General features: G+C 45.5%; 22 protein-coding genes. 5 read left to right on the forward strand and 17 right to left on the reverse strand.

What is annotated here, in order from left to right:
• Positions 1 to 129 precede the first annotated feature (129 nt).
• Together J2Z65_RS34355 and J2Z65_RS34360 are read right to left on the reverse strand one after the other, a co-directional pair.
• Complete coding sequence (locus tag J2Z65_RS34355; protein ID WP_167064929.1) at positions 130 to 564, reverse strand: NUDIX hydrolase; 435 nt, start codon at positions 562 to 564, stop codon at positions 130 to 132.
• Positions 565 to 602: 38 nt separating this feature from the next.
• Positions 603 to 2,519 carry a DUF2334 domain-containing protein gene (locus tag J2Z65_RS34360; protein ID WP_240159940.1) on the reverse strand — a complete coding sequence of 639 codons (1,917 nt, stop codon included), beginning with the start codon at positions 2,517 to 2,519 and terminating at the stop codon, positions 603 to 605.
• 762 nt (positions 2,520 to 3,281) lie between these two features.
• Between J2Z65_RS34360 and J2Z65_RS34365 the strand changes: the two genes are divergently transcribed.
• Complete coding sequence (locus tag J2Z65_RS34365; protein WP_167064924.1) at positions 3,282 to 4,178, forward strand: YitT family protein; 897 nt, start codon at positions 3,282 to 3,284, stop codon at positions 4,176 to 4,178.
• 139 nt (positions 4,179 to 4,317) lie between these two features.
• Here the strand turns inward: J2Z65_RS34365 and J2Z65_RS34370 are convergent, their stop codons facing one another.
• From J2Z65_RS34370 to J2Z65_RS34380, 3 genes are all read right to left on the reverse strand, one after another.
• Positions 4,318 to 5,355 (reverse strand): Gfo/Idh/MocA family protein, encoded by a 1,038-nt coding sequence (locus J2Z65_RS34370; RefSeq protein ID WP_167064922.1) that lies wholly within the window; start codon positions 5,353 to 5,355, stop codon positions 4,318 to 4,320.
• A 134-nt stretch (positions 5,356 to 5,489) separates the two neighbouring features.
• Positions 5,490 to 5,753 (reverse strand): HPr family phosphocarrier protein, encoded by a 264-nt coding sequence (locus tag J2Z65_RS34375; RefSeq protein ID WP_167064920.1) that lies wholly within the window; start codon positions 5,751 to 5,753, stop codon positions 5,490 to 5,492.
• 48 nt (positions 5,754 to 5,801) lie between these two features.
• A complete protein-coding gene (locus J2Z65_RS34380; protein WP_167064918.1) occupies positions 5,802 to 6,449 on the reverse strand; it encodes a serine/threonine protein kinase in 648 nt (215 codons plus the stop codon).
• 250 nt (positions 6,450 to 6,699) lie between these two features.
• Between J2Z65_RS34380 and J2Z65_RS34385 the strand changes: the two genes are divergently transcribed.
• Positions 6,700 to 7,590 carry a cation diffusion facilitator family transporter gene (locus tag J2Z65_RS34385; protein ID WP_167064916.1) on the forward strand — a complete coding sequence of 297 codons (891 nt, stop codon included), beginning with the start codon at positions 6,700 to 6,702 and terminating at the stop codon, positions 7,588 to 7,590.
• Positions 7,591 to 7,679: 89 nt separating this feature from the next.
• Here the strand turns inward: J2Z65_RS34385 and J2Z65_RS34390 are convergent, their stop codons facing one another.
• From J2Z65_RS34390 to J2Z65_RS34420, 7 genes are all read right to left on the reverse strand, one after another.
• Positions 7,680 to 8,039: a multicopper oxidase domain-containing protein gene (locus tag J2Z65_RS34390; protein WP_167064941.1), complete on the reverse strand. Its 360-nt coding sequence runs from the start codon at positions 8,037 to 8,039 to the stop codon at positions 7,680 to 7,682.
• Between the two features lie 197 nt (positions 8,040 to 8,236).
• On the reverse strand, positions 8,237 to 9,220 hold the full coding sequence (gene msrB / locus J2Z65_RS34395) for a peptide-methionine (R)-S-oxide reductase MsrB (RefSeq protein ID WP_167064914.1): 984 nt from the start codon (positions 9,218 to 9,220) through the stop codon (positions 8,237 to 8,239).
• A 115-nt stretch (positions 9,221 to 9,335) separates the two neighbouring features.
• Entirely contained in the window at positions 9,336 to 10,268 is a 933-nt protein-coding gene (locus J2Z65_RS34400) for a manganese-dependent inorganic pyrophosphatase (RefSeq protein ID WP_167064912.1), read from the reverse strand.
• Positions 10,269 to 10,388: 120 nt separating this feature from the next.
• Entirely contained in the window at positions 10,389 to 10,760 is a 372-nt protein-coding gene (locus J2Z65_RS34405) for a GIY-YIG nuclease family protein (RefSeq protein WP_167064910.1), read from the reverse strand.
• Positions 10,761 to 10,770: 10 nt separating this feature from the next.
• Positions 10,771 to 11,526 carry a DUF2087 domain-containing protein gene (locus tag J2Z65_RS34410; protein ID WP_167064907.1) on the reverse strand — a complete coding sequence of 252 codons (756 nt, stop codon included), beginning with the start codon at positions 11,524 to 11,526 and terminating at the stop codon, positions 10,771 to 10,773.
• 123 nt (positions 11,527 to 11,649) lie between these two features.
• A complete protein-coding gene (locus J2Z65_RS34415; protein WP_240159939.1) occupies positions 11,650 to 12,099 on the reverse strand; it encodes a DUF6157 family protein in 450 nt (149 codons plus the stop codon).
• Between the two features lie 36 nt (positions 12,100 to 12,135).
• Complete coding sequence (locus J2Z65_RS34420; RefSeq protein ID WP_209856340.1) at positions 12,136 to 12,981, reverse strand: HAD-IIB family hydrolase; 846 nt, start codon at positions 12,979 to 12,981, stop codon at positions 12,136 to 12,138.
• 232 nt (positions 12,982 to 13,213) lie between these two features.
• Here J2Z65_RS34420 and J2Z65_RS34425 point away from each other — a divergent pair, with 232 nt between their 5' ends.
• The 3 genes from J2Z65_RS34425 to J2Z65_RS34435 all read left to right on the forward strand — a co-directional run bounded on the left by J2Z65_RS34425 (position 13,214) and on the right by J2Z65_RS34435 (position 15,267).
• A complete protein-coding gene (locus tag J2Z65_RS34425) occupies positions 13,214 to 13,990 on the forward strand; it encodes a threonine/serine exporter family protein (protein WP_209856342.1) in 777 nt (258 codons plus the stop codon).
• Positions 13,987 to 14,418, forward strand: coding sequence for a threonine/serine exporter family protein (locus J2Z65_RS34430; RefSeq protein ID WP_240159938.1), 432 nt, complete (start codon positions 13,987 to 13,989; stop codon positions 14,416 to 14,418). The genes J2Z65_RS34425 and J2Z65_RS34430 overlap by 4 nt, the downstream gene beginning before the upstream one ends.
• 150 nt (positions 14,419 to 14,568) lie before the next feature.
• Positions 14,569 to 15,267, forward strand: coding sequence for a class I SAM-dependent methyltransferase (locus J2Z65_RS34435; protein WP_167064904.1), 699 nt, complete (start codon positions 14,569 to 14,571; stop codon positions 15,265 to 15,267).
• Between the two features lie 4 nt (positions 15,268 to 15,271).
• Here J2Z65_RS34435 and J2Z65_RS34440 read toward each other — a convergent pair whose 3' ends face one another.
• The 5 genes from J2Z65_RS34440 to J2Z65_RS34460 all read right to left on the reverse strand — a co-directional run bounded on the left by J2Z65_RS34440 (position 15,272) and on the right by J2Z65_RS34460 (position 18,771).
• Positions 15,272 to 15,715 (reverse strand): hypothetical protein, encoded by a 444-nt coding sequence (locus J2Z65_RS34440; RefSeq protein ID WP_167064932.1) that lies wholly within the window; start codon positions 15,713 to 15,715, stop codon positions 15,272 to 15,274.
• A gap of 69 nt (positions 15,716 to 15,784) precedes the next feature.
• The gene (locus tag J2Z65_RS34445; RefSeq protein WP_167064901.1) at positions 15,785 to 16,117 is read right to left on the reverse strand and encodes an ASCH domain-containing protein; all 333 of its coding nucleotides are present in this window, start codon (positions 16,115 to 16,117) and stop codon (positions 15,785 to 15,787) included.
• 71 nt (positions 16,118 to 16,188) lie between these two features.
• Entirely contained in the window at positions 16,189 to 16,344 is a 156-nt protein-coding gene (locus J2Z65_RS34450) for a hypothetical protein (RefSeq protein WP_167064898.1), read from the reverse strand.
• Between the two features lie 100 nt (positions 16,345 to 16,444).
• On the reverse strand, positions 16,445 to 17,446 hold the full coding sequence (locus J2Z65_RS34455) for an aldose 1-epimerase (protein WP_167064895.1): 1,002 nt from the start codon (positions 17,444 to 17,446) through the stop codon (positions 16,445 to 16,447).
• 227 nt (positions 17,447 to 17,673) lie between these two features.
• Positions 17,674 to 18,771, reverse strand: a complete 1,098-nt coding sequence (locus J2Z65_RS34460) for a GntR family transcriptional regulator (protein WP_167064892.1) — start codon at positions 18,769 to 18,771, stop codon at positions 17,674 to 17,676.
• Positions 18,772 to 19,275: the final 504 nt, after the last annotated feature.

Raw genomic sequence — 19,275 nt, forward strand, 5'->3', positions numbered from 1 at the left:
CGCGACAGACACCCTTGCCCTTGGCTACGGTAGGCGCTCGCCAGCCCCCGTTCGGGACTCACACCCTAGAGATGATGCCCATGCTGGGCGTACAACGCAAAAAAAAGAGCAGGCATGCGCCAGCTCTTTTTATTTCCATCCCACACTCTCAAACCAAAGTCCCTCGTGCTTGTGCTCGACAGCTGTTCGAATATAACTAATCATATTATCCGGGAGCTCACGCACATGAAACCATTTCAATTGCTCGCATTTCTCTGGCTCCATATTCGTGATTTCACCTTCCCAATCGTGCGCGATGAGGAAGAAATCAACCCACTCGGATGTCGTATTTTTGCGGTGCATCATCCCAACGACTTCCATCTGCTCAGGCTCGATGATGACCCCAGCCTCTTCTTTCGCTTCTCGGATCGCCGCAGCAACGACTTCCTCATTGCCATCCATCCGTCCAGCAACGACGCTCCAATTACCGTCTTGAAATCCGGTATTTTGCCGTTTTAACAATAAGACCTCATCTTTTCGATAAAATAAAATGTGTACCGATCCATATAAAATAGGTGTTCGCATGATGATCCTCCATGATTTTCTCTCCCATTGCACCTATTTTATTTTACATGATCGCTCTGAAACGATAAAGCCACATCCAAGAAGCCATCATCATTCGGGTACATGGCGATATCCGCTTTCCCGTTTCCATCGAAATCCGCGACAGACAGCCGGCCGTTCGCTTTACCCCACGGTCCAAAAATGGAAAGCAGCTTATACGTATGATCCTCCGTCTGTTGATACACACGATTGGTTAAATTTTTGGGATCCCAGCGGAGAATATCTTCTTTCCCGTCTCCATTAAAATCGCCGAACCGAATGCTGCCCAGCTCATCTGGAATGTCTAGTTCTACTTTTCCCAGCTTCCACTGCATCGTTGCCTGATCAAGCTCAAATTCCACACCTTGCGACGTATTTTCTTTAAATAACATCAACTTTTGCTGGTCACGAAGTACATTTCGTACAATCAGATCCCGGGATGAGTTTGATTTAAATATATAAGGCTTAATGATTTTAACTTCGCCTTTGTGCAAATAAATACCTAGAAGTTTGCTTCGATCCTGAGACTGGCCAGCAAGAATACAGTCACCATTTGGCTGTCTAAGTTCATATAAGTCATACCACCGATTGGCTGGAATTGGCCATTCCTGGCTTCGCTTGAAAGAGCTGCCTGTCGATGCGTATGCTTCAAGTTTTCCCGTTGGCCGCACAATCCAAAGGCCCTTTTTCTTATCATCGATCCTGCTGTTCAAACTAAAGGCAGAACCATCGGAATAAGGAATCGCTGCCCATGGCCGTGAGGCTGGCTGACGGTCATTCCGCAGCTCCTTGAACTGTCCTTCGACAACCGATACCGCGCCCGCTTGCTTATCCCAAGTAACAATGTCCATTTGGTCTCTGCCGCTGACAGTGCCAATTTGCACTTGCGTCGTTTTCGAGATTCCAACCTTCACACGTTCTGCAGGCGTGAATGGCACATAATCATGAATGGAATAAAAGGGATACCCCTTCCCATGAATTTGCGTGATGAGCCTTTGAAGCACACTTTTATTGTCGCCTTCATAGTGGTAGGAGGGGATTCCGTCCTGGATGACCGGGACACCATATTCATCAAGCGTTGGCTCCAAATGACTGAATTCCAAATAAGGATGGTAGAAAAAAGAATAAATGCGCCCTGCTACCGACAATTGATTCAGAATAAATTTTTCATCCTTACCATTTGGAATATAGGAAAGTGTTGTCGGCACATACACACTCCCTAGTGAGGAGTTCCCATAGCCTTTGTTAACTATATTTTCATATCTCGCCACCGGCGGGTTCGGATCAATCGTAACATCCGGTTGATACTGGAGCCCAAAATAAGACCGAAACACCTTATCCTGCTCCGGAGCAGTATGATAGTGCGGCGCTTCCCAGAAATGAGGCGTGATGCCGGCTTTGCGGAATCGCGCCAAACCTTCTTTTACCCGACTCTCCGCAAAAGCTGTGGTAGACGTTTCCGGCAAATCGCTGACGTTAAACTCATTGCCAATTCCGGATGCTTGGTGGCCATCTTCGCGGTGCACCTCTCCTGCTTGATGAGTATAGCCGTGCATGCCGATTGTTGCACGATGTTCGGACGCATCTTTAATTACCTTGTTAAACGCCTGAATATAAGAATCGTCCAACTGATCGATGGATTTATCGTAACGGGCGCCTTCCGCCGTAATATTGATCCAGCGCGGAACGACAGCCATACTAAAATGCACCTGCTGTTCATCTAAAAACGTTAGAACAGCCCTTAGCTTGCCAAGACCCTCTAGGGAGCTATAATAACCGCCTGGTCCGATGTCTTCCAAACGAAACATCATAAATCGCGGATTATTATCTGCCCCTTCTACGGTCATCATATGATAAAGACCGAGAAATAAACCGCAGGACACCAATCCGGCAATTCCATATCGCAGCCAGCCATTTTTCTGCAGGTTATTTTTCATCAAACAACTTCCCCCCATGAAGATCCCATCATGCTAGTTCGTTACGGTAATACTCGCAATACGTTAGTAATTGGCGATAACCCAATCATTTTCCTTTCCATAAAATGATGTTTAGACTTGATTTAAACGTTAATTCTTCCTGTTTTATTTGTTCAATCAACATTGTGTATACGCTTACAAATTATGGAACTTTGCCGATCCGCCGCGTAGCTTTGTCGGTTTTTGTCCCTCTTCCCATTTTAGCACGCTCACTATCATTAGAAAATAAAAAAACAATCAACCAAGCGGTTTGACTCCATTAAGATGAAGTGCTACAATTCAAACAAATTTGGTTTCACGCTATCCAAGGAGGGGATGACCCTTGCATCGATTTACACGACGGCACCAATGGAAAATATTGGTCTGGATCATTCTCGGATTATTCATTTTTCCTTTGACACCGCCAATTTCGCATCATTTTACTTCCGATAGCGAAATATTGGTTCTTGCCAATACAACGCAAGTTCTTTCCATACAGGAACATTCTCCTACGAAAAAAACAATCTATACGCACATCAATAAACTTCAATGGCCTTATGATGCTTACACTCAGTATGAAATTACCGTTTTTGTTATTTTTATTGTTTATATTTTAAAGAAAATTTGGCTAAGATTAAAAGCAATTCTGCTCTCTTTCCTTAAATTCATCTCGGGGTATACGGGCCTAATTCATTCTATTTCTTAAACGTTTATAGAAATGAATTAAGGAAAAGAGGAACCTACATGTCTAACCTGTCAAATGGAGCTGAACAAGCAATCTCCAAGCATCAAAAGTTAACCCGCCTCAAGTTTTTACGCAGAATCATGTTTATGATTATCGGTTCTGCCTTAGTATCCGTTGCATTAGAAATTTTTCTTGTTCCGAACAACATTATTGATGGCGGTATCGTTGGTATTTCAATCATCTTGTCGCACTTGAGCCATTTCCCTTTAGGTATTTTTCTTGTTTTGTTAAATTTGCCATTTTTACTGATCGGTTATAAACAAATCGGTAAAACCTTTGCCCTGTCGACGCTATTTTCTGTTATTCTTATGTCCATAGGAACAACCATGCTTCATCCGGTGCAAGCATTCACAATTGATCCCTTGTTAGCCGCAGTTTTCGGCGGTATCATACTGGGCATCGGCGTCGGATTGGTCATCCGCTCCGGCGGCTCGCTGGATGGGACTGAAATCGTCGCAATCCTGTTTAGCAAAAAATCGCCATTCTCCGTTGGCGAAATAGTCATGTTTATCAACTTCTTCATTCTCGGCTCCGCAGGATTTGTTTTCGGATGGGATCATGCGATGTACTCGCTGATTGCATATTACATTGCTTTCAAAATGATTGATATCACCATCGAAGGTCTGGATCAATCCAAATCGGTTTGGATTATTAGCGATGAATACAGCAAAATAGGGGATTCTATCACCTCACGGTTAGGCCGCGGAGTCACCTACCTGAACGGGGAAGGCGCGTTTACCGGAGATGACAAGAAGGTCATCTTCAGTGTCATAACCCGGCTGGAGGAAGCCAAATTAAAGTCCATCGTCGACGAACTTGATCCTAAAGCCTTTCTCGCCATCGGGAATATCCACGATGTCAAAGGCGGACGCTTCAAGAAAAAGGACATTCACTAAACAAAACTGTCTAATTAGCAGCAATTAAAGCGGTGCGGGACAGATCCAATCGATAGCAAATGCGATTATTCAAATAGAAACGGAGCTAAGCGGCTTGAATGTGCTTAGCTCCGTTTTTTTGCGTTGATGTCTGCGTTCTTCAGCTCCAATAGCTCCGCAGGTCGACCTTCTGGCCGCTCTTCGCACTGTCAATGGCGCCAAGCACCATCGCCATGCTCTTAATGTTGTCGCGGCAGTCCGTCTCCGCAGGACGGCCTTGCTGCAGCGCCGCGAACATCTCGTCCAAACAGCCCGCATGGCCCCTTTGGCCTGGCCAATTCACATCCGCGTCAACACGCGTATGAGCGCGGAGGAACTTGCCGGCCTGGTCGCCGCCTTCGACGATCTCGGCGTACGGCGCTCCCTCGCCGTCCCAAATCGCAGTGCCGGACTCGCCCGTCACGCGCCATGACGCCTCCCAAGAGGTCGGCGCACCCTCCGCGCACCAGGAGCCGCGGTAACAAAAAACTGTGCCGTCTGACATCTCATAGATGCAGATCGCAGAGGCATTCCCGGCATACCACGAGCCGGGCGGGTTGAATTCCTGGCAGTACACCGACACGGGGTCTGCCCCCGTAATCAGACGAGCCTGATCGAACGTATGGATCGCCATGTCCAGGATTAGCGGGCTTTCCATCGCATCGCGAAAGCCGCCGAAGTGCGGGCCGAGGAAGAAATCGGCCCCCACATAGCCCACGCGGCCGATCGTGCCTGCGTGAATCAGTTCCCGCAAGGCGCGAATGTTCGCGTCATAGCGGCGGTTCTGCATAACGGAGAGCGAGCCTCCCGTCCGTTCCGCCAGCTGCACGAGCTCCCTCGCTTCTGCCATCGTAGCGGCCATGGGCTTTTCGCCGAAGACACTGCAACCGTGACGGAGCGCCGCTGTAGCAACCTGGAAATGACTGGCCGGAATCGTGATATCCATCACCAGATTGGCACCGCTTTCTTTAATGGCCTGCTCCACATCGGTGTAAATGCCGCATGCAAGTTGATGGCGTTCTGCCATAGCCTGCGCGTATTCCTTTTTAATGTCAACGAGGGCAGCGATCGTGCAATCCTCACGTTTTAATAAATACTCAACCCAGACATTAGCCATGCTTCCGCAGCCTGTAACTACAATTTGATACTTAGTTGTCATGTGCACACACTCCTCTAGATTTATGGGCTCAAGCTCTTTCCACCGCTGCAAAAAAAAAGACGTTAGATCCCGCACCATCGAATACAGAACCTTTCGAGGTCAAGGTGTACGTCTTTTCTATTATCTATTCGTTTCTAACGATAAGATTCAAATAAATCGAACATAAAATGCATCGCTTCTTCCTCATCCTTGCCCTTTGTCAGCAATCTCAGCGTTGTCCCCGCTCTAATCGGCACTAGCAGCATCCCAAGCAAACTTTTCACATCAACACAGTGCTTAAAATGGTCATACTCAAAATCAATCGTAATGTCCGAAACAAAATGAGAAGACTTAGCTGAAATAGCCGTTAAATCACTCCGCTGCAAATCAGCACGAATTTCGAATTCATGTACTCTCATAGACGCGCCTTCCTTATGTTTAGAATTTAGGAAACTCATCATTTCAATTTAAATTGTACCACGAGTTCGTCGAAATTTCTTCCATTTCCGATAGCTTCTTCGCACGACATTCAAAGCAAAATTGGGGATTGGCACTTTGCGTACCCATGTGAAATAGAAACGGTCGTAAGCATTTTTCAAATCGTCCCACATGGGACAATATTCATGCTTCAAAAAATCGGAAACGTCGACAACCAACCCTCTGCCGTCCTTCATCATCACATTCTTTCCATGCACATCATGTGGATTTAGACCTCTGCTGGTGGCATAAGCGAGCGCTTCATCTATATCCTTGATCACTTGACGTGGAATTGGAAGTCCGCGTTGCAAGCATTTGTATAAGGTAACGCCCGTTAATCGGCGCAATACTAAGTAATTATCGCCTGCATACAGGCATTCGGAATATGCGGGATGCTTGCCTAATCGGCGGTATACTTCCGTTTCTTCCTCGATTCCCGGTCGGCCTGGGGCATACACTTTGACGACGAGATCCGCGTAATCCGGGTGCATAAGTACCGCGGCATAGTTACCTGAACCAAGCAATTTCCATGGCTTTGGAATATAATGGACTACGATCGGCTCGTACGGTTGTTCACTGTATAACTCTAATTGAGGTAATAATTGATGTTCAATCTCAAGCAACCATGGCTTTAGCATTGATTCTCTAAACTTCCTTCCCCCACAATGAACGTGCGTGAACCGTCGGACCTCGGACTTGTGGTTTGTTAATTTCAGCTATGTGTGGTATTATACAAAGATATTTGTGCAAAGTGAAGTGTTGATTATGAATCTCTTATTAATTACTAGATTTCAATATATAAAGCAAAAAAATCCCTTGATCTAAGCTCGCCTTAGGTCAAGGGATTTTTTTTCCTTCGGGAAACACTTCTGTAGGAGGTCATCATTAATGACTGTAGACAACAAATCATCCGTACTGGCGATATGGCTGTCGCTGATCAGCAACATTTTTCTTACCATAATGAAAATTATTATCGGACTATGGTTCCAAAGTGAAGTTTTATTAGCCGATGGACTCCATAATGCCGGCGATATTATCGCTACTATTGCAGCTCTTAGCGCAATGCGAATATCCAAACTTCCGGCCGATGAGGACCATCCTTACGGTCATGGCAAAGCTGAGGTGCTCGGATCCGGTTTTGTCGCTTTTGTTCTGCTGATCGCGGCACTTTATATTGGTTATCATGCTACTGTCGCCTTATTCCATGAGCCTCAGACGCCAAGCTGGATCGCTTTTGCTGCTGCTCTCATTTCAATGCTTTGGAAATATGTGCTTTACGTCTACACGATGCGCATCGGCATTCGAACCAACAGCAAGAGTTTGATTGCGACTGCTAAAGATCACTTAGCGGATGTCTATGCGTCACTGGCAGCCGTCGTTGGTATCGGCTTAGCCTTTGTTGGAAGAGCCTACGACATCCACTGGTTATCCTTTGGCGATGCTGCCGCCGGAATTGTTGTATCCTTACTCGTTTTAAGAATAGCCGTGGAAATGGGCAAGGAATCTTTCGATATTTTGATGGAAAAAACGGTAGACCAAGAGAAGCTGCACCAATTCATTCTTCTTATCGAGGCTGTTCCCCAAGTAAAACGAATTGACCGCATCCGCGCACGCGAACATGGTCATTACATTCTGATCGATGCTCGAATATCTATTCCCGGTGAGCTTACGGTTCAAGAAGGCCACGACATCACTCGCGTGATCAAGAAATCCATTATGGAACAGCATGCTGATGTGGATGAAGTGCTTATTCACTTAAATCCTTGGTACGAAAAGTGAACTCACTGAGCCCTAGGCGCAGCTTTCCCCAAAACCAAAACAAAAAGACGCTAGTCAGGAAAATCAGCCTGTCTAGCGTCTTTTTTTTGTTACACGTAGGTAACGGTAGTAAACATCCCGCCCGTTGACTTTGTCATGTTGTTAGATGAATGGTGCGGCATATGACAATGGAGTGGCCAAATGCCTGGATTGTTGGCCTCAAACTCGATATCCACCGTCATTCCGCTCGCCACCAACACCGTATTGCGCAGCTCACGATTATAAGCTGGAATTGTGTTACCGTCTGCTGCGGCGATCCAGAATTGGTGCCCGTGGAAATGGATCGGATGTGCATTCATTCCAATATTGGCAAAGCGGACACGCATTTCTTCTCCCAACTGAACGGGAAGTGGCGTCGTGTGCGGAAAGCAGCGGCCGTTCATCGTGAAAAAATTGAAAGAGTCCATCATCGTCTCCAATTCAAATGCCCCTGTTTCACCTCACACTTCTACATTCCTTTGAGATGAAACTCCTGGAGCAGGATGAAACGTAAGACATAGGGCAAATCCTCAACATCCGGCGACTTCACCATGAACATCAAGCCTCCCGCCTAATTCATCCATGGTCCATTCTATGCGCAAGCGATTAGGACTTACCTGAAAGTTCGTTACTTCCCGTCAAAGAAACGAAGATAAGCCCCATAGCCTTCTTTCTCCATATCAGCTAATGGAACGAAACGCAGCGCAGCCGAATTAATGCAGTATCTGAGTCTTGTCGGCCCTGGCCCGTCATTAAAAACGTGACCCAAATGGGAGTCCGCTTCATGACTGCGGACTTCTGTCCTGACCATGAAATGGCTGGTATCGGTTTTTTCCTTTACGCTGCCTTCAAACACCGGCTTCGTGAAGCTGGGCCAACCGCAGCCTGAATCGAATTTATCGATGGATGTAAATAGCGGCTCACCGGATACGATGTCCACGTACAATCCTTTTTCATGGGAGTCCCAGAACTCATTGTCAAACGGCCGTTCTGTCCCATTTTTTTGTGTAACTTCAAACTGCAGTGGCGTAAGCTTCTTTTTGCGCTCCTCTTTATCCTTGGCTGTGTTCCAATGCTTTTCAATAAAAGCATCGCGCCCTGAGCCTTTGCGGTAAGCTTTGTAGCGCAGCGGATTTTTATGATGATAGTCCTGGTGATAGTCTTCACCCGGATAGAAGGCTTCCGCATCGATACGCACGATTTCCGTAACGATTGGAGCGTTAAAGCGCCCGCTGTTTTGCAGCTCTTGCTTGGAAGCTTCGGCTTCTGCCATCTGCTCATCACTATGTGCGAAAATAGCCGTACGATACGATGAGCCGCGGTCATGGAACTGGCCGCCAGCGTCTGTCGGATCGATTTGGCGCCAATACGTATCCAGCAATTTATGGTATGAATATAGTTCGGGGTCAAATGTAATTTGAACAGCTTCTGCATGGCCTGTGGTTTCCGAACATACTTCCTGGTATGTCGGATTGCTCGTGTGGCCGCCAATATAACCGGATACGACGGACACAATCCCCGGCAGTTGATCGAACGGCGTCACCATGCACCAAAAGCATCCTCCGGCAAATGTTGCCTTGTCATATTTAACTTGCTGAATGTTAGAATTCATCTCTTTCTCCACCTCTTTCGTTAAACTCCCTTCTATCATACCAAAAGATTGCTCCACAACCAAAAAACACCGTCCCATTGTGTGAACGGTGTTTTGCTATGGGGCTGTTACTGTCTTACAGATTGTTGAAAATGTCCGTAAGCACAGGAACGATTTGAGATTTACGGGAAACTACGCCTTTAAGCAGCGCTTTGTTATCTACAAGTGTTACATTGTAAGCTTTCTCAACTGCTTCAGCTTTGCGTCCAAGAGCAAGACCTACGGAATCATTGTTAAGAATGTCAGTAACAACGAACAGGAAAAGGTCCAGGTTTTTCTCAGCAATGATCGTATTCAAAGCAGCTTCAATTTCCGCTTGTTTTGCAAGCACATCATTTACATCAACAGCGTTCACTTGTGCGATTTCAGCTTTGTAGCTGCCCATTTGAAACTCTTTTGCATCCAGGGAGATTAGTTGCGCGACCGTTTTGTCGCTCAGATCAGCACCGGCTTTCAGCATTTCAAGACCATATACTTCAGCGTCTACGCCAGCGATAGCCGCTAGCTCACGAGCTGCTGCCACGTCTTGCTCTGTGCATGTTGGAGATTTGAACAATAAGGAATCAGAAATAATTGCGGAAAGCATCAAACCTGCAATGTCCTTATCAATGGAAACGCCGTTCTCTTTGTACAATTTATTCAAAATAGTCGCAGTACAACCTACAGGCTCGGCACGGTAGTAAAGCGGATGGCTAGTCTCGAAGTTCGCAATGCGGTGATGGTCAATAACTTCCACTACACGTACTTGATCAATATCAGTAGCACTTTGCTGACGTTCAACGTGGTCAACCAAGATCACATTAGCAGCTTCGTTCGCAACTGTCTCAACTTGACGAGGCGCCGCAACTTTAAAGGTATCCAAAGCATATTGAGTTTCACCATTCACGCTGCCGAGACGAACAGCTTCAACTTCTTGGCCAAGCTTCGTTTTCAGTGCAGCATAAGCAATTGCGGATGTGATTGAATCAGTATCCGGATTTTTATGTCCGAAAATAAGTGTTTTTGACATGGTACGACTCCTTAAAAGATAGTGTAGTGAGAATTTGCAATCTCTACCTACGATTATACTAAAAAATCCGGTTAAATCCACTGTTAAACCAAAAGCTCTAGTATGAAATAGGGAATTTTCTCACGGCTTACGTTTATGATATCCGCGATCATCATAAGGTTGCAGCTGTTCCAGCCATTTATCTTCCAACTTCTTTAGGGCATCATCTTCGTCGAAGTAGCCCGTCTCCTTTACTTCCAGCACCTCCAACACCTCTACCTCGAAAGCACTGCTGCCAAATTCGTTCAATTCCATCTGCAAGGCATTATTCATATGCTTGCCCATATCAAGCTCCATCCGTTTTCCGTTCAAAGAGCGTAAATTTTTCGTACTCGAAATCCATCTTTTATCATTCACCGTATTTCGGATTTGAAACACACCGGATTCTTTTTTCGTTTCTTTATAGATTTGCTGCAATTCTTGTCTCCGTTGATTTGATTCCTTTTTCGTCATCTTGTCGATTTCATCCTTTCAACCAATATTGGCTTCCGTCCGGTTCGCGATCGAGAAAGCCATATTCAATTAAGTATCTGCGAACTTTCACATAGTCGTGAAACACGGGTTTTAATATCTCATTAACTTCTTTTTCGCCATATAAGCGATCCTGTTCAAACCGTTTGGCAATCTCACGCAGTACGACAATCTTATGTTTCTCTTGCTGTGAAAAGGAGACGAGCTTCCCGGCGGTGCCTTCAGGAAAGTACTTTTTTACGATCTGTTCGTACTCCTCCAGAGTTACATTGTATCGTTCATCCACCATTGTGGCTGTTTTATGGATGTCAACAAAAGTCGGCGCATGCTGGTCTTTTTCCTTCAAAAGCTCCATCATCGTCAGAAAAACTTTGGCCTGCCGTTCTTTCTCTTTCAGTCCAAAGCGATGGTTCCGAATGGTCGAAGCGCTGCCGATTCCTAATTCCTGCTGAACCTCACGATCGTTTTTGCCCTCATAGAAGAGCTTCATCAGACTATTTTGATGATCAGTCAAACCGGTGAGCTTTTTGTCCAACCCGATTAAATAGTGAAATACCGAGCCGTGCGCATGCTGAATATGCCATTTCAAATAGCGTTCCGCTTCATACAGAACACCACCTTCAGGATAAATAATTCCGATTTCCGTCTGCTTGCCGCAAAGCAAACAGCGATAGACATCATGTTCTCGTACGTAGCCCCGTTTCCAGTCATCGATGGATGCCTGCCAGAACTGATCGGATACCTCCAAAACAAACACTTCCTAAAATTGTTTATTAATACATAGATATTATATATATTCGTTTATTGTTTTGTCAACGAGGCGTAAAAAAGAGAATCCTCTTATTCGAAGGATTCCCTGTCACTCAGCAGCTCACCCGCGCGAACTGCGCATTGCATATAAAAGCTTAGGTCCATCTGCCTGATGTGTGCCTGCTTCGACAAATTGCTGATACGCTTCCGATTCCATCGGGTAAATCGCTATTTTGCCTTCTTCGTTGTAGTGAACACCCCACCCGTGCTTTTTGGGGAGCATAGAGGCTCTCAGGCATGGATGATTTTTGGCGAATAACTCCTCACGGATTTCACTGCCGCGCAGCTCACGTTCCGCTTCCGGGATTTGTTTATGCTGCAAATGAACCTCATAAATCAACTCGCCCTGTGTGAACTTGTAGGGATATTGCGATAACAGTTCGAATTGGATCCGGTGAGCGGTTTTTCCCTCTTTTTTCATCGGGGGAACGACTCCTGTTTCGACCGGGCAATCCGCAGCGACTTGAATAAACGTATTCGTATAACTCATATGCTCATCGTTATAGGGCATAAGTCAAACTCTCTCCTCGCAACCATATTTCTCCCATTATACACCAATTTTCAATCGAGCTTCCATATACGCAGCTACGCCATCTTGATCGTTGCTCAAGATGATTTCATCTGCCATCGTCAAAATCTCAGGATGCGCATTTTCCACGGCAATTTTGCGGCCTGCAGCAAGAAACATGCCGACGTCATTGAGGTTATCGCCAAAAACTGTGATATCTTCAGACGTGCAGCCTACATGTTTAGCCCATAAAAGCAGCCCTTCCTGTTTATTTGCCTTCGGATGACTGAATTCCAGAAAGTAATGATTCTCAATATAATTATCTTTCATCATATGGATGTGTATCTCTGAGCCAAACACATAAGCTACCGCTTTTTTCAGCGGTTCCAATTCTTCCAGCAATCCAATATATGTGACAAGCAGAGTTCGTAAGTTGTGAGGACAGCTTAGTTTCTTCACTTCGCTGAATCTAGGGTCGTTTGGTCGGCTAGCAGCAAATTGCACATCCCCTGTTCTAAAAAGCTTCTCATGCAAAACCTTTTCCTGATCTTCGTGATCTAATGCGAATAAGAGTGGGACCAATTCCCTCGATTTTCCGATTGTTAAAATAGCTTCCGTTCTTTCCCTGTCAAGGAAATTACCGTCCAACACACGTTTATGAACGGGATCAAACAATAATGCCCCATTATAAAGTACGATCGGATAACGCCATGGAATATGCGAAACTACAGCACTTGAGCTTTGATAGCTCCTTGCAGTCGCATAGCTGATAGCCGTTCCGGTCTCTAAAGCTTGTTGGATTATATCGGCTGTATACTCGGATACGGTGGCATTCGACCGAAGTAAAGTCCCGTCTAAATCAGTTAAATAATAGCCTTTGTTCATCAGACACCCTCCTCAAATGGGATTTACTAGGGCGATTTACCTAATACACCGAATCTTACATGTCATACGATGATAGTAAGTATTTCATAATTGTAACTACAACCTGAGTTTTTGTGAATTCATCTTTTTTGTATGCTTTACGAAATGCTCACCTTGAGTTAGGCTCATCTTAGGATTTACTTCCAAAATGTATTATACTTTGGTCAAATACTTATACAGGAGACAATCGATTATGGAACATCTCCCGCCTACCAATTATGAAATCGCTCAAGTTTGTTTACTGGCCGGTAAAATCATGCTCGAAAACGGTGGAGAAACGTATCGTGTTGAAGATACGATGACTCACGTTGCACAGGGCTTCGGTGTGCCTAATTCGCATAGTTTCGTAACACCAACCGGCATTATTTTCTCAATCGACGGGCCTGAGCAGACGACTAGATTGATTCGGATATCCGCGAGATCAACGGATTTACATAAAGTAACCGTCGTGAATGCCATTTCAAGACGCATCAGCAAAGGTGAATTGACGCCTCGAGAAGCTTATCGCCTACTTACAGAGATCGATGCAGCTAATACAAGCTTCCCTACGTGGATAAAGATACTTTCCGCCGCACTTGCAAGCGGTTGTTTTTTAATTATGTTCCAAGGCATGTGGCGTGATTTCCTCCCGGCTTTTTTTTCCGGAGGGGCAGGGTTAGCCTTTCTCGGTTACTTTCATCGTCTAGTTCCGATCAAATTCTTTGCTGAATTTCTGGCTTCATTATTCATTGGAATCTTGGCATTTTTGTTCGTTCATGTGGGGTTTGGGCATGATCTTGACACTATCATTATCGGCTCGGTGATGCCTCTAGTTCCGGGTCTTCTCATTACGAACGCGGTTAGGGATTTAATGGCCGGACACTTTGTTTCAGGGGTCTCTAAAGGGGCTGAAGCTTTTCTAACGGCTTTTGCCATCGGGGCTGGCATCGCCTTTGTCCTATCCTTTTACAATGGGGAGGGCATGGTATGAATATGCTTGAACAACTTGTCACAAGCTTCATCTCTACAGCAGCGTTTGCTATTTTGTTCAATGTGCCGAGAAGCACAATCATTCAATGCGGTTTCGTTGGAATGATCGGATGGATGCTCTACACCTCCTCCCAATTGATTCCATTAGATCCAATACTGGCAACACTCATTGCCTCTTTCTTCGTTACCGTTATAAGTCAATTTTTCGCAAGAATATATAAAACTCCGGTTATCGTTTTCAGCGTCGCGGGAATCATCCCCCTAGTGCCAGGCGGATTAGCGTATGATGCAATGAAAAATGTTGTCCTCAATCATTATGATCTTGCCGTACAGTTGGCTGCAAAATCCTTTATGCTATCGGGCGCAATCGCGATCGGACTTGTCTTCTCCGAAGTGCTTAACCAACTTTTTCGCCGGAACAAATCGTAATACAATCTGACCTTTCAATAGGTCTCGCCCCATTTATAGTTTCAAACTATAAAGTTAATCGGATTTATATCTTAGATTTTTCCTGCTTTTCCCTATAAAATAATCCCAAGAATCAAGAGCCGCCAACCAACGAAAGGAAGTGGATCCACCATGAATGAAATAACCAACGAGCAAATCACGACGAAATTCGATGAAATTGCTGAGAAATACGACAGTCAGCGAAGAAAGCTTATTCCTTGCTTTGACGATTTTTACCATACAGCCTCTTCACTTGTTCAGGTTAAAGCTGTTTCTCCTCGTATTCTTGACCTTGGAGCAGGAACTGGGCTTCTCTCCTCTTTCATCTACAGCAAATACCCGAGCGCCCAGTTAACGCTGATCGATCTTTCCCAAGGAATGCTCGACATCGCTAAGCTTCGTTTCGGAGAGCATAACCCCAACTTGACCATTCAAGCAGGGGATTATACGGCATTTGAGTCGGTTGAACCGTTTGATTGTGTGGTTTCAGCTCTGTCTATTCACCATCTGGAGGATCAAGCTAAACAAGACCTATACGAACGGATTTATAAACTGCTTAAGCCAGGCGGCATTTTCGTAAATGCGGATCAAGTCCAAGGCGCGAGTTCCTTCCTCGATCACTTGTACCGCTCGGATTGGGAAGCGAAAATTGAAGCCACCGACTTAACCCCTGAAGCGCTTCAAGCTGCTTATGAAAGAACCAAGCTGGACAAAATGGCTCCTCTCGACCAGCAGCTGACTTGGCTGAAAGACTGTGGATTCGCAGATGCGGATTGTGTTTACAAATATTATAATTTCGTCGTCATGTATGCGCGCAAACCGGAAGCTTAACCTTTTACCAGAAAGAAGGTTTGGCCACCATGAACCACATCATTGTCAGCGTAATGATCACATACCAGATTAACGCGCTTCTCAATTTGTTCACCAATACATCCCGGTCGTCATGCGGCGCACGAAGCTTCCGCAGAAGCGGTGAAAATGCACGCGCGATAAAGTATAAAGAGGCCACCATAATAAGCACTGTGAAAACGATCCATGATGTTTTCCACGTCCATGCGGTTAGCCAAGTAAGCAAAATCCCCGTTGCTACCAGTACGTGACCGGCATGCTTCGTCAGCCGTACGGTAATTCGAAACGGCTCCAAGTACTCTGGCAGGAGCTCAAAAGGCGCGATTCTTATTTTAGCTAATAACGGAAATAACACAAAATAAGGCCCAATACTAAGTACAACACTAAAAATATGGATATATAAAAGCAATATGTACCAGGACAACTCCATCATCCATTCTGTAAAAAATTCAACAAAACAGTGCGGATCTCATGATCCACACTGTTTTGAATTGTTCTCTTATTCAGCTTTTTGAAACTCGTGTACCCATACTTTCATTTGCGGCAGCCAAGGCATACCTGGATGCATGGATAAAATACTGTCTCGATATTCGTCAATGGTTGCATGCCCTTCGGCTTTTGCATCTTCTACCGTCAGATCCCCAAGTGCTTGCTGGTAAACCTTCGTTACGGTAAATGTACTGCCCTGCAGATCCATCGTTTCACCGATATCTGCATAGCGTCCGTTGCGTCTGCAAGCTGTTTTTTGTCCTGCAAGTACTTTGCTGACTTCAGCTTCTTTGGTCACAAGACGGTCGATCGAGCAAGTTTTTGGCGGTAATGTTTCGTTCATATGCGTTTCCCTCCTTTTTCCAGTACTCATTATAACGAATGCGGCACCGTTTGTCGAACTGCGCGGATCCACTATTCTCTAAGCGCTTCCTTCAGTTTCGTGGACATGCTCTCCATCGAGCCGGCAGACGGCCGTTTCACGCCACGAAGCTTGGCTATTTCTTGCTTTAGCCTTTCGTTTTCAAGCTTCAATCTCTCATTCTCAGCGATCAATTGATCATTATCCATATCGTTCACCTTAGCTCTCTTTCGATAAAAATACCCCTTCGCCGCTTTCAGAGCATCACGTCGGATTCTCTCTCCAGCGACAAAGGGGACTACTTATGCCTTACTTCTTAAATTCAATCGTATATAGACGAGCGGATTCTCCCCATACTTCGCCAGGCTCCAAGCTCACAAGACCGATTTGGTCAGCCGGTAAATCTGCATTCGGAGCATTGACCAAATTCATTTGCGGTTCTGGACAGAAAAACCCTTCCGTCGCGCCATTATTCCAGATCATCCACTGCTTATAAGATGTCCCGACATCATACACCAGTTTGACGCCTGCACGGGAGTCTGTCAACTCCATGTAATTGCGTCCATTTTGCGGTGCCGTCGTGTAATGGTTGTCCATTGATTCGAAGAATGGCGATAAGCCGCCTGTTTTCATTTTTGCTTCTTCATCCGATAACGGCTGGTACTCGCCAGTCGGCAGCATTCTTTCACTCATTGCCCAGCGATCGCCGATTGTCATCTTGAAGCTGTAATCCGACGCCTGCGAATTCGGCGCAAATGGCGCATTGATCGTCGTATGGTAGGCAATTAGGCAAGGCATCGCCTCTCGGCCTTCATTATGGACAGAAATATGCTGGTGTAAACCAAATTCGTTCAACGCATAAGTCAGGCGAATTGTGAACTCGAACGGTAAGTATGTATAAACCGAATGTCCTTCTCTTACCCGAAGCGCTAAAGTGACACGGCTCTCGCTTTCATCTGCGCCAAATTTCTCAACTTCCCACGGAATATCGTGCACAAACCCGTGCAGATGATTGCCTATTTTCGGCTCGTTTATTGGGAATTGAAAAACCTTGCCCTTCCAAGGGAACTTCCCGTCTTCGTATCGGTTAGGCGGGAACAATACAGGAATACCATGTATGATTGGACGTGCTTTAAACGCTTCCATTTCATCGAGGGACGGCTCACGCAGAAAGCGGTATTCCTTTTCATTGTCTCTAAAAGCAATTAGGTTCGCGCCAATTTCCGGCAATACAGCTGCCTCATAACGGCCTGCTTGCAGCCAAACGGCTTTCTCCCCTTGGAACGTTCCTTCATAGGCTTTGGTTGTCATCTTGTGTTCTCCTCCTAATGCAATGCCCATAATTTGGACAGGCTCATATGAATTTACTTTAAAGCATGAGAAACAGGGAAGTCAATGGATGAAAATCGCCCTGACATCGACAAAAGTGACTTCTTTTTACCACTGCACCTTGAACGGCGTGGCCGGGTTCCTTTCTATAGTGACGCCAACCGCGTACTTCTTGTACGTACAAGTTAACCGAATTTAATTTTTGTCCACTAGATGCGGATCGTTGACTCCCTCACAATTAATTCAGGTTTGTAAATTTTCCCGGTCTCTCTGCCAGTTACTCGCTTGTTTTCGATTATATCAATCAAAAGTTCTGCAGCATCTGAACCTAATTCGGTTTTGGGATGGGAGAGCGTCGTCAGTTTCACCTCAGTAGCCAGCGCTAAAGTGGAGTCGTCGAATCCTACTAAAGAGACATCCTGAGGAACTTGAAGACCTAATGTACGTACAGCTTCAAGTAAATGCACTGCAAGCTCATCGTTATAACAAACGAAAGCCGTAGGACGCGCATCCTCCTCACCAGCGAGCAGCGCCAGCGCACTCTCGTAAGGTTTCTGTCTTTTTTCCTCTGTCGTATAGTGGATGACGAGCTCCGGCAATAATGGAATTTGGTAGTGATGGTGCGCGCGAATAAATCCTTTCAGGCGATTAATCCCCTGCAAATCATCCGTCTTGAAAAAGCCGGCAATCCTGCGGTGCCCCAGCTCGATCAGATGCTGAGCCGCCTTGAACCCGCCCTCTTCATCATCCACTACCAAGGAAGGGCAGTTCATCTCAGGGTAGCGTTCATTGATCATCAAATAAGGAATATGCTGGTAATCGAGTGAAAGATAATAGTTGATATTCGGATTGCCTTCCGCGCTTTTCGTAGGCTCTATAATTAGCCCGCTTAAGGGCTGACTCAACATCATATTCAGACTTTCCTTTTCCTTGTCCTTATCGTTATCCGTTGATGACAAGACAAGCCTGTAGCCTCTCACACGCAAGGCGGATTCCGCCCCTCTTACGATATGCGGAAATATATAATCAGAAATATAGGTAGTCAAGATGCCAATCGTCTGCACATCTCGGCCTTTCTGCGTTTGTGGCGTGGATACGAAAGTTCCTTTCCCTTGCATCCGGTATAGCCAGCCCTCTTGTTCTAGCCCGCCAAACGTCTGGCGAACCGTCTGACGGCTCATCTGGAATTGCTCGGCAATTTCATTTTCCGAAGGCATCTGATCATTTGGTTTCAGCTTACCGGTGTGAAGCCACGATAAAATTTCCTGTTTAAGCTGCATATATTTCGGCATTTGCTTTTCTTTCATGTTTCTGTTTCACCTCAGGCGTTTGATTCTGAACGTATTATACCACTCGTTTAACTTGTATGTACATATAGGGCAGATTTCAGGAGAGAGATGAGTAGCGAGGAGCGAGACCTCGCAAACTCCCATTACGTCTGCTCGACTCCTGCATAATGATAGATACTTACTAAAAATTCACACCCCTTCCTCTATTCCCGTATGCCCTCTTGATGAATGCACGGAAACGGCCCATCTCTTTGATGCAAATCAGGTTTCAAGAATAATGTAAACCTATGAATGAGCGGAACAACATTCCCTTATTTGAGCAAATAGCCGAATTTCGAGGGTTGGAGGGGAACTACAGGCTCTTATTCAACCATCATCGTCCAAATATGTGTCAAAATGGCGAAATAGTGGACCCTAGTTCCCCCTCTCTATTAAGCCCCCTAATTAAATTGGAGAGTACCATGGGAAATAAGGTACTATTCATATAAAGGGAGGCGAGCGGAATGAGACAACGTAACAACG

It is taken from the genome of Paenibacillus aceris (assembly GCF_017874035.1).
In the GTDB taxonomy this organism is placed as follows: domain Bacteria; phylum Bacillota; class Bacilli; order Paenibacillales; family NBRC-103111; genus Paenibacillus_E; species Paenibacillus_E aceris.

Excerpts from the sequence above, each read along its gene's own strand:
- J2Z65_RS34375 (WP_167064920.1), bottom strand. The coding sequence starts at position 5,753 with ATGAGAGTACATGAATTCGAAATTCGTGCTGATTTGCAGCGGAGTGAT.
- J2Z65_RS34405 (WP_167064910.1), bottom strand. The coding sequence starts at position 10,760 with ATGACGAAAAAGGAATCAAATCAACGGAGACAAGAATTGCAGCAAATC.
- J2Z65_RS34365 (WP_167064924.1), top strand. The coding sequence starts at position 3,282 with ATGTCTAACCTGTCAAATGGAGCTGAACAAGCAATCTCCAAGCATCAA.
- J2Z65_RS34440 (WP_167064932.1), bottom strand. The coding sequence starts at position 15,715 with ATGGAGTTGTCCTGGTACATATTGCTTTTATATATCCATATTTTTAGT.
- J2Z65_RS34390 (WP_167064941.1), bottom strand. The coding sequence starts at position 8,039 with ATGATGGACTCTTTCAATTTTTTCACGATGAACGGCCGCTGCTTTCCG.
- J2Z65_RS34420 (WP_209856340.1), bottom strand. The coding sequence starts at position 12,981 with ATGAACAAAGGCTATTATTTAACTGATTTAGACGGGACTTTACTTCGG.
- J2Z65_RS34380 (WP_167064918.1), bottom strand. The coding sequence starts at position 6,449 with ATGCTAAAGCCATGGTTGCTTGAGATTGAACATCAATTATTACCTCAA.
- J2Z65_RS34370 (WP_167064922.1), bottom strand. The coding sequence starts at position 5,355 with ATGACAACTAAGTATCAAATTGTAGTTACAGGCTGCGGAAGCATGGCT.
- J2Z65_RS34455 (WP_167064895.1), bottom strand. The coding sequence starts at position 17,446 with ATGACAACCAAAGCCTATGAAGGAACGTTCCAAGGGGAGAAAGCCGTT.
- J2Z65_RS34415 (WP_240159939.1), bottom strand. The coding sequence starts at position 12,099 with ATGCCCTATAACGATGAGCATATGAGTTATACGAATACGTTTATTCAA.
- J2Z65_RS34425 (WP_209856342.1), top strand. The coding sequence starts at position 13,214 with ATGGAACATCTCCCGCCTACCAATTATGAAATCGCTCAAGTTTGTTTA.
- J2Z65_RS34355 (WP_167064929.1), bottom strand. The coding sequence starts at position 564 with ATGCGAACACCTATTTTATATGGATCGGTACACATTTTATTTTATCGA.
- J2Z65_RS34430 (WP_240159938.1), top strand. The coding sequence starts at position 13,987 with ATGAATATGCTTGAACAACTTGTCACAAGCTTCATCTCTACAGCAGCG.
- J2Z65_RS34460 (WP_167064892.1), bottom strand. The coding sequence starts at position 18,771 with ATGAAAGAAAAGCAAATGCCGAAATATATGCAGCTTAAACAGGAAATT.
- J2Z65_RS34385 (WP_167064916.1), top strand. The coding sequence starts at position 6,700 with ATGACTGTAGACAACAAATCATCCGTACTGGCGATATGGCTGTCGCTG.
- J2Z65_RS34400 (WP_167064912.1), bottom strand. The coding sequence starts at position 10,268 with ATGTCAAAAACACTTATTTTCGGACATAAAAATCCGGATACTGATTCA.
- J2Z65_RS34445 (WP_167064901.1), bottom strand. The coding sequence starts at position 16,117 with ATGAACGAAACATTACCGCCAAAAACTTGCTCGATCGACCGTCTTGTG.
- msrB (WP_167064914.1), bottom strand. The coding sequence starts at position 9,220 with ATGAATTCTAACATTCAGCAAGTTAAATATGACAAGGCAACATTTGCC.
- J2Z65_RS34450 (WP_167064898.1), bottom strand. The coding sequence starts at position 16,344 with ATGGATAATGATCAATTGATCGCTGAGAATGAGAGATTGAAGCTTGAA.
- J2Z65_RS34435 (WP_167064904.1), top strand. The coding sequence starts at position 14,569 with ATGAATGAAATAACCAACGAGCAAATCACGACGAAATTCGATGAAATT.
- J2Z65_RS34360 (WP_240159940.1), bottom strand. The coding sequence starts at position 2,519 with ATGAAAAATAACCTGCAGAAAAATGGCTGGCTGCGATATGGAATTGCC.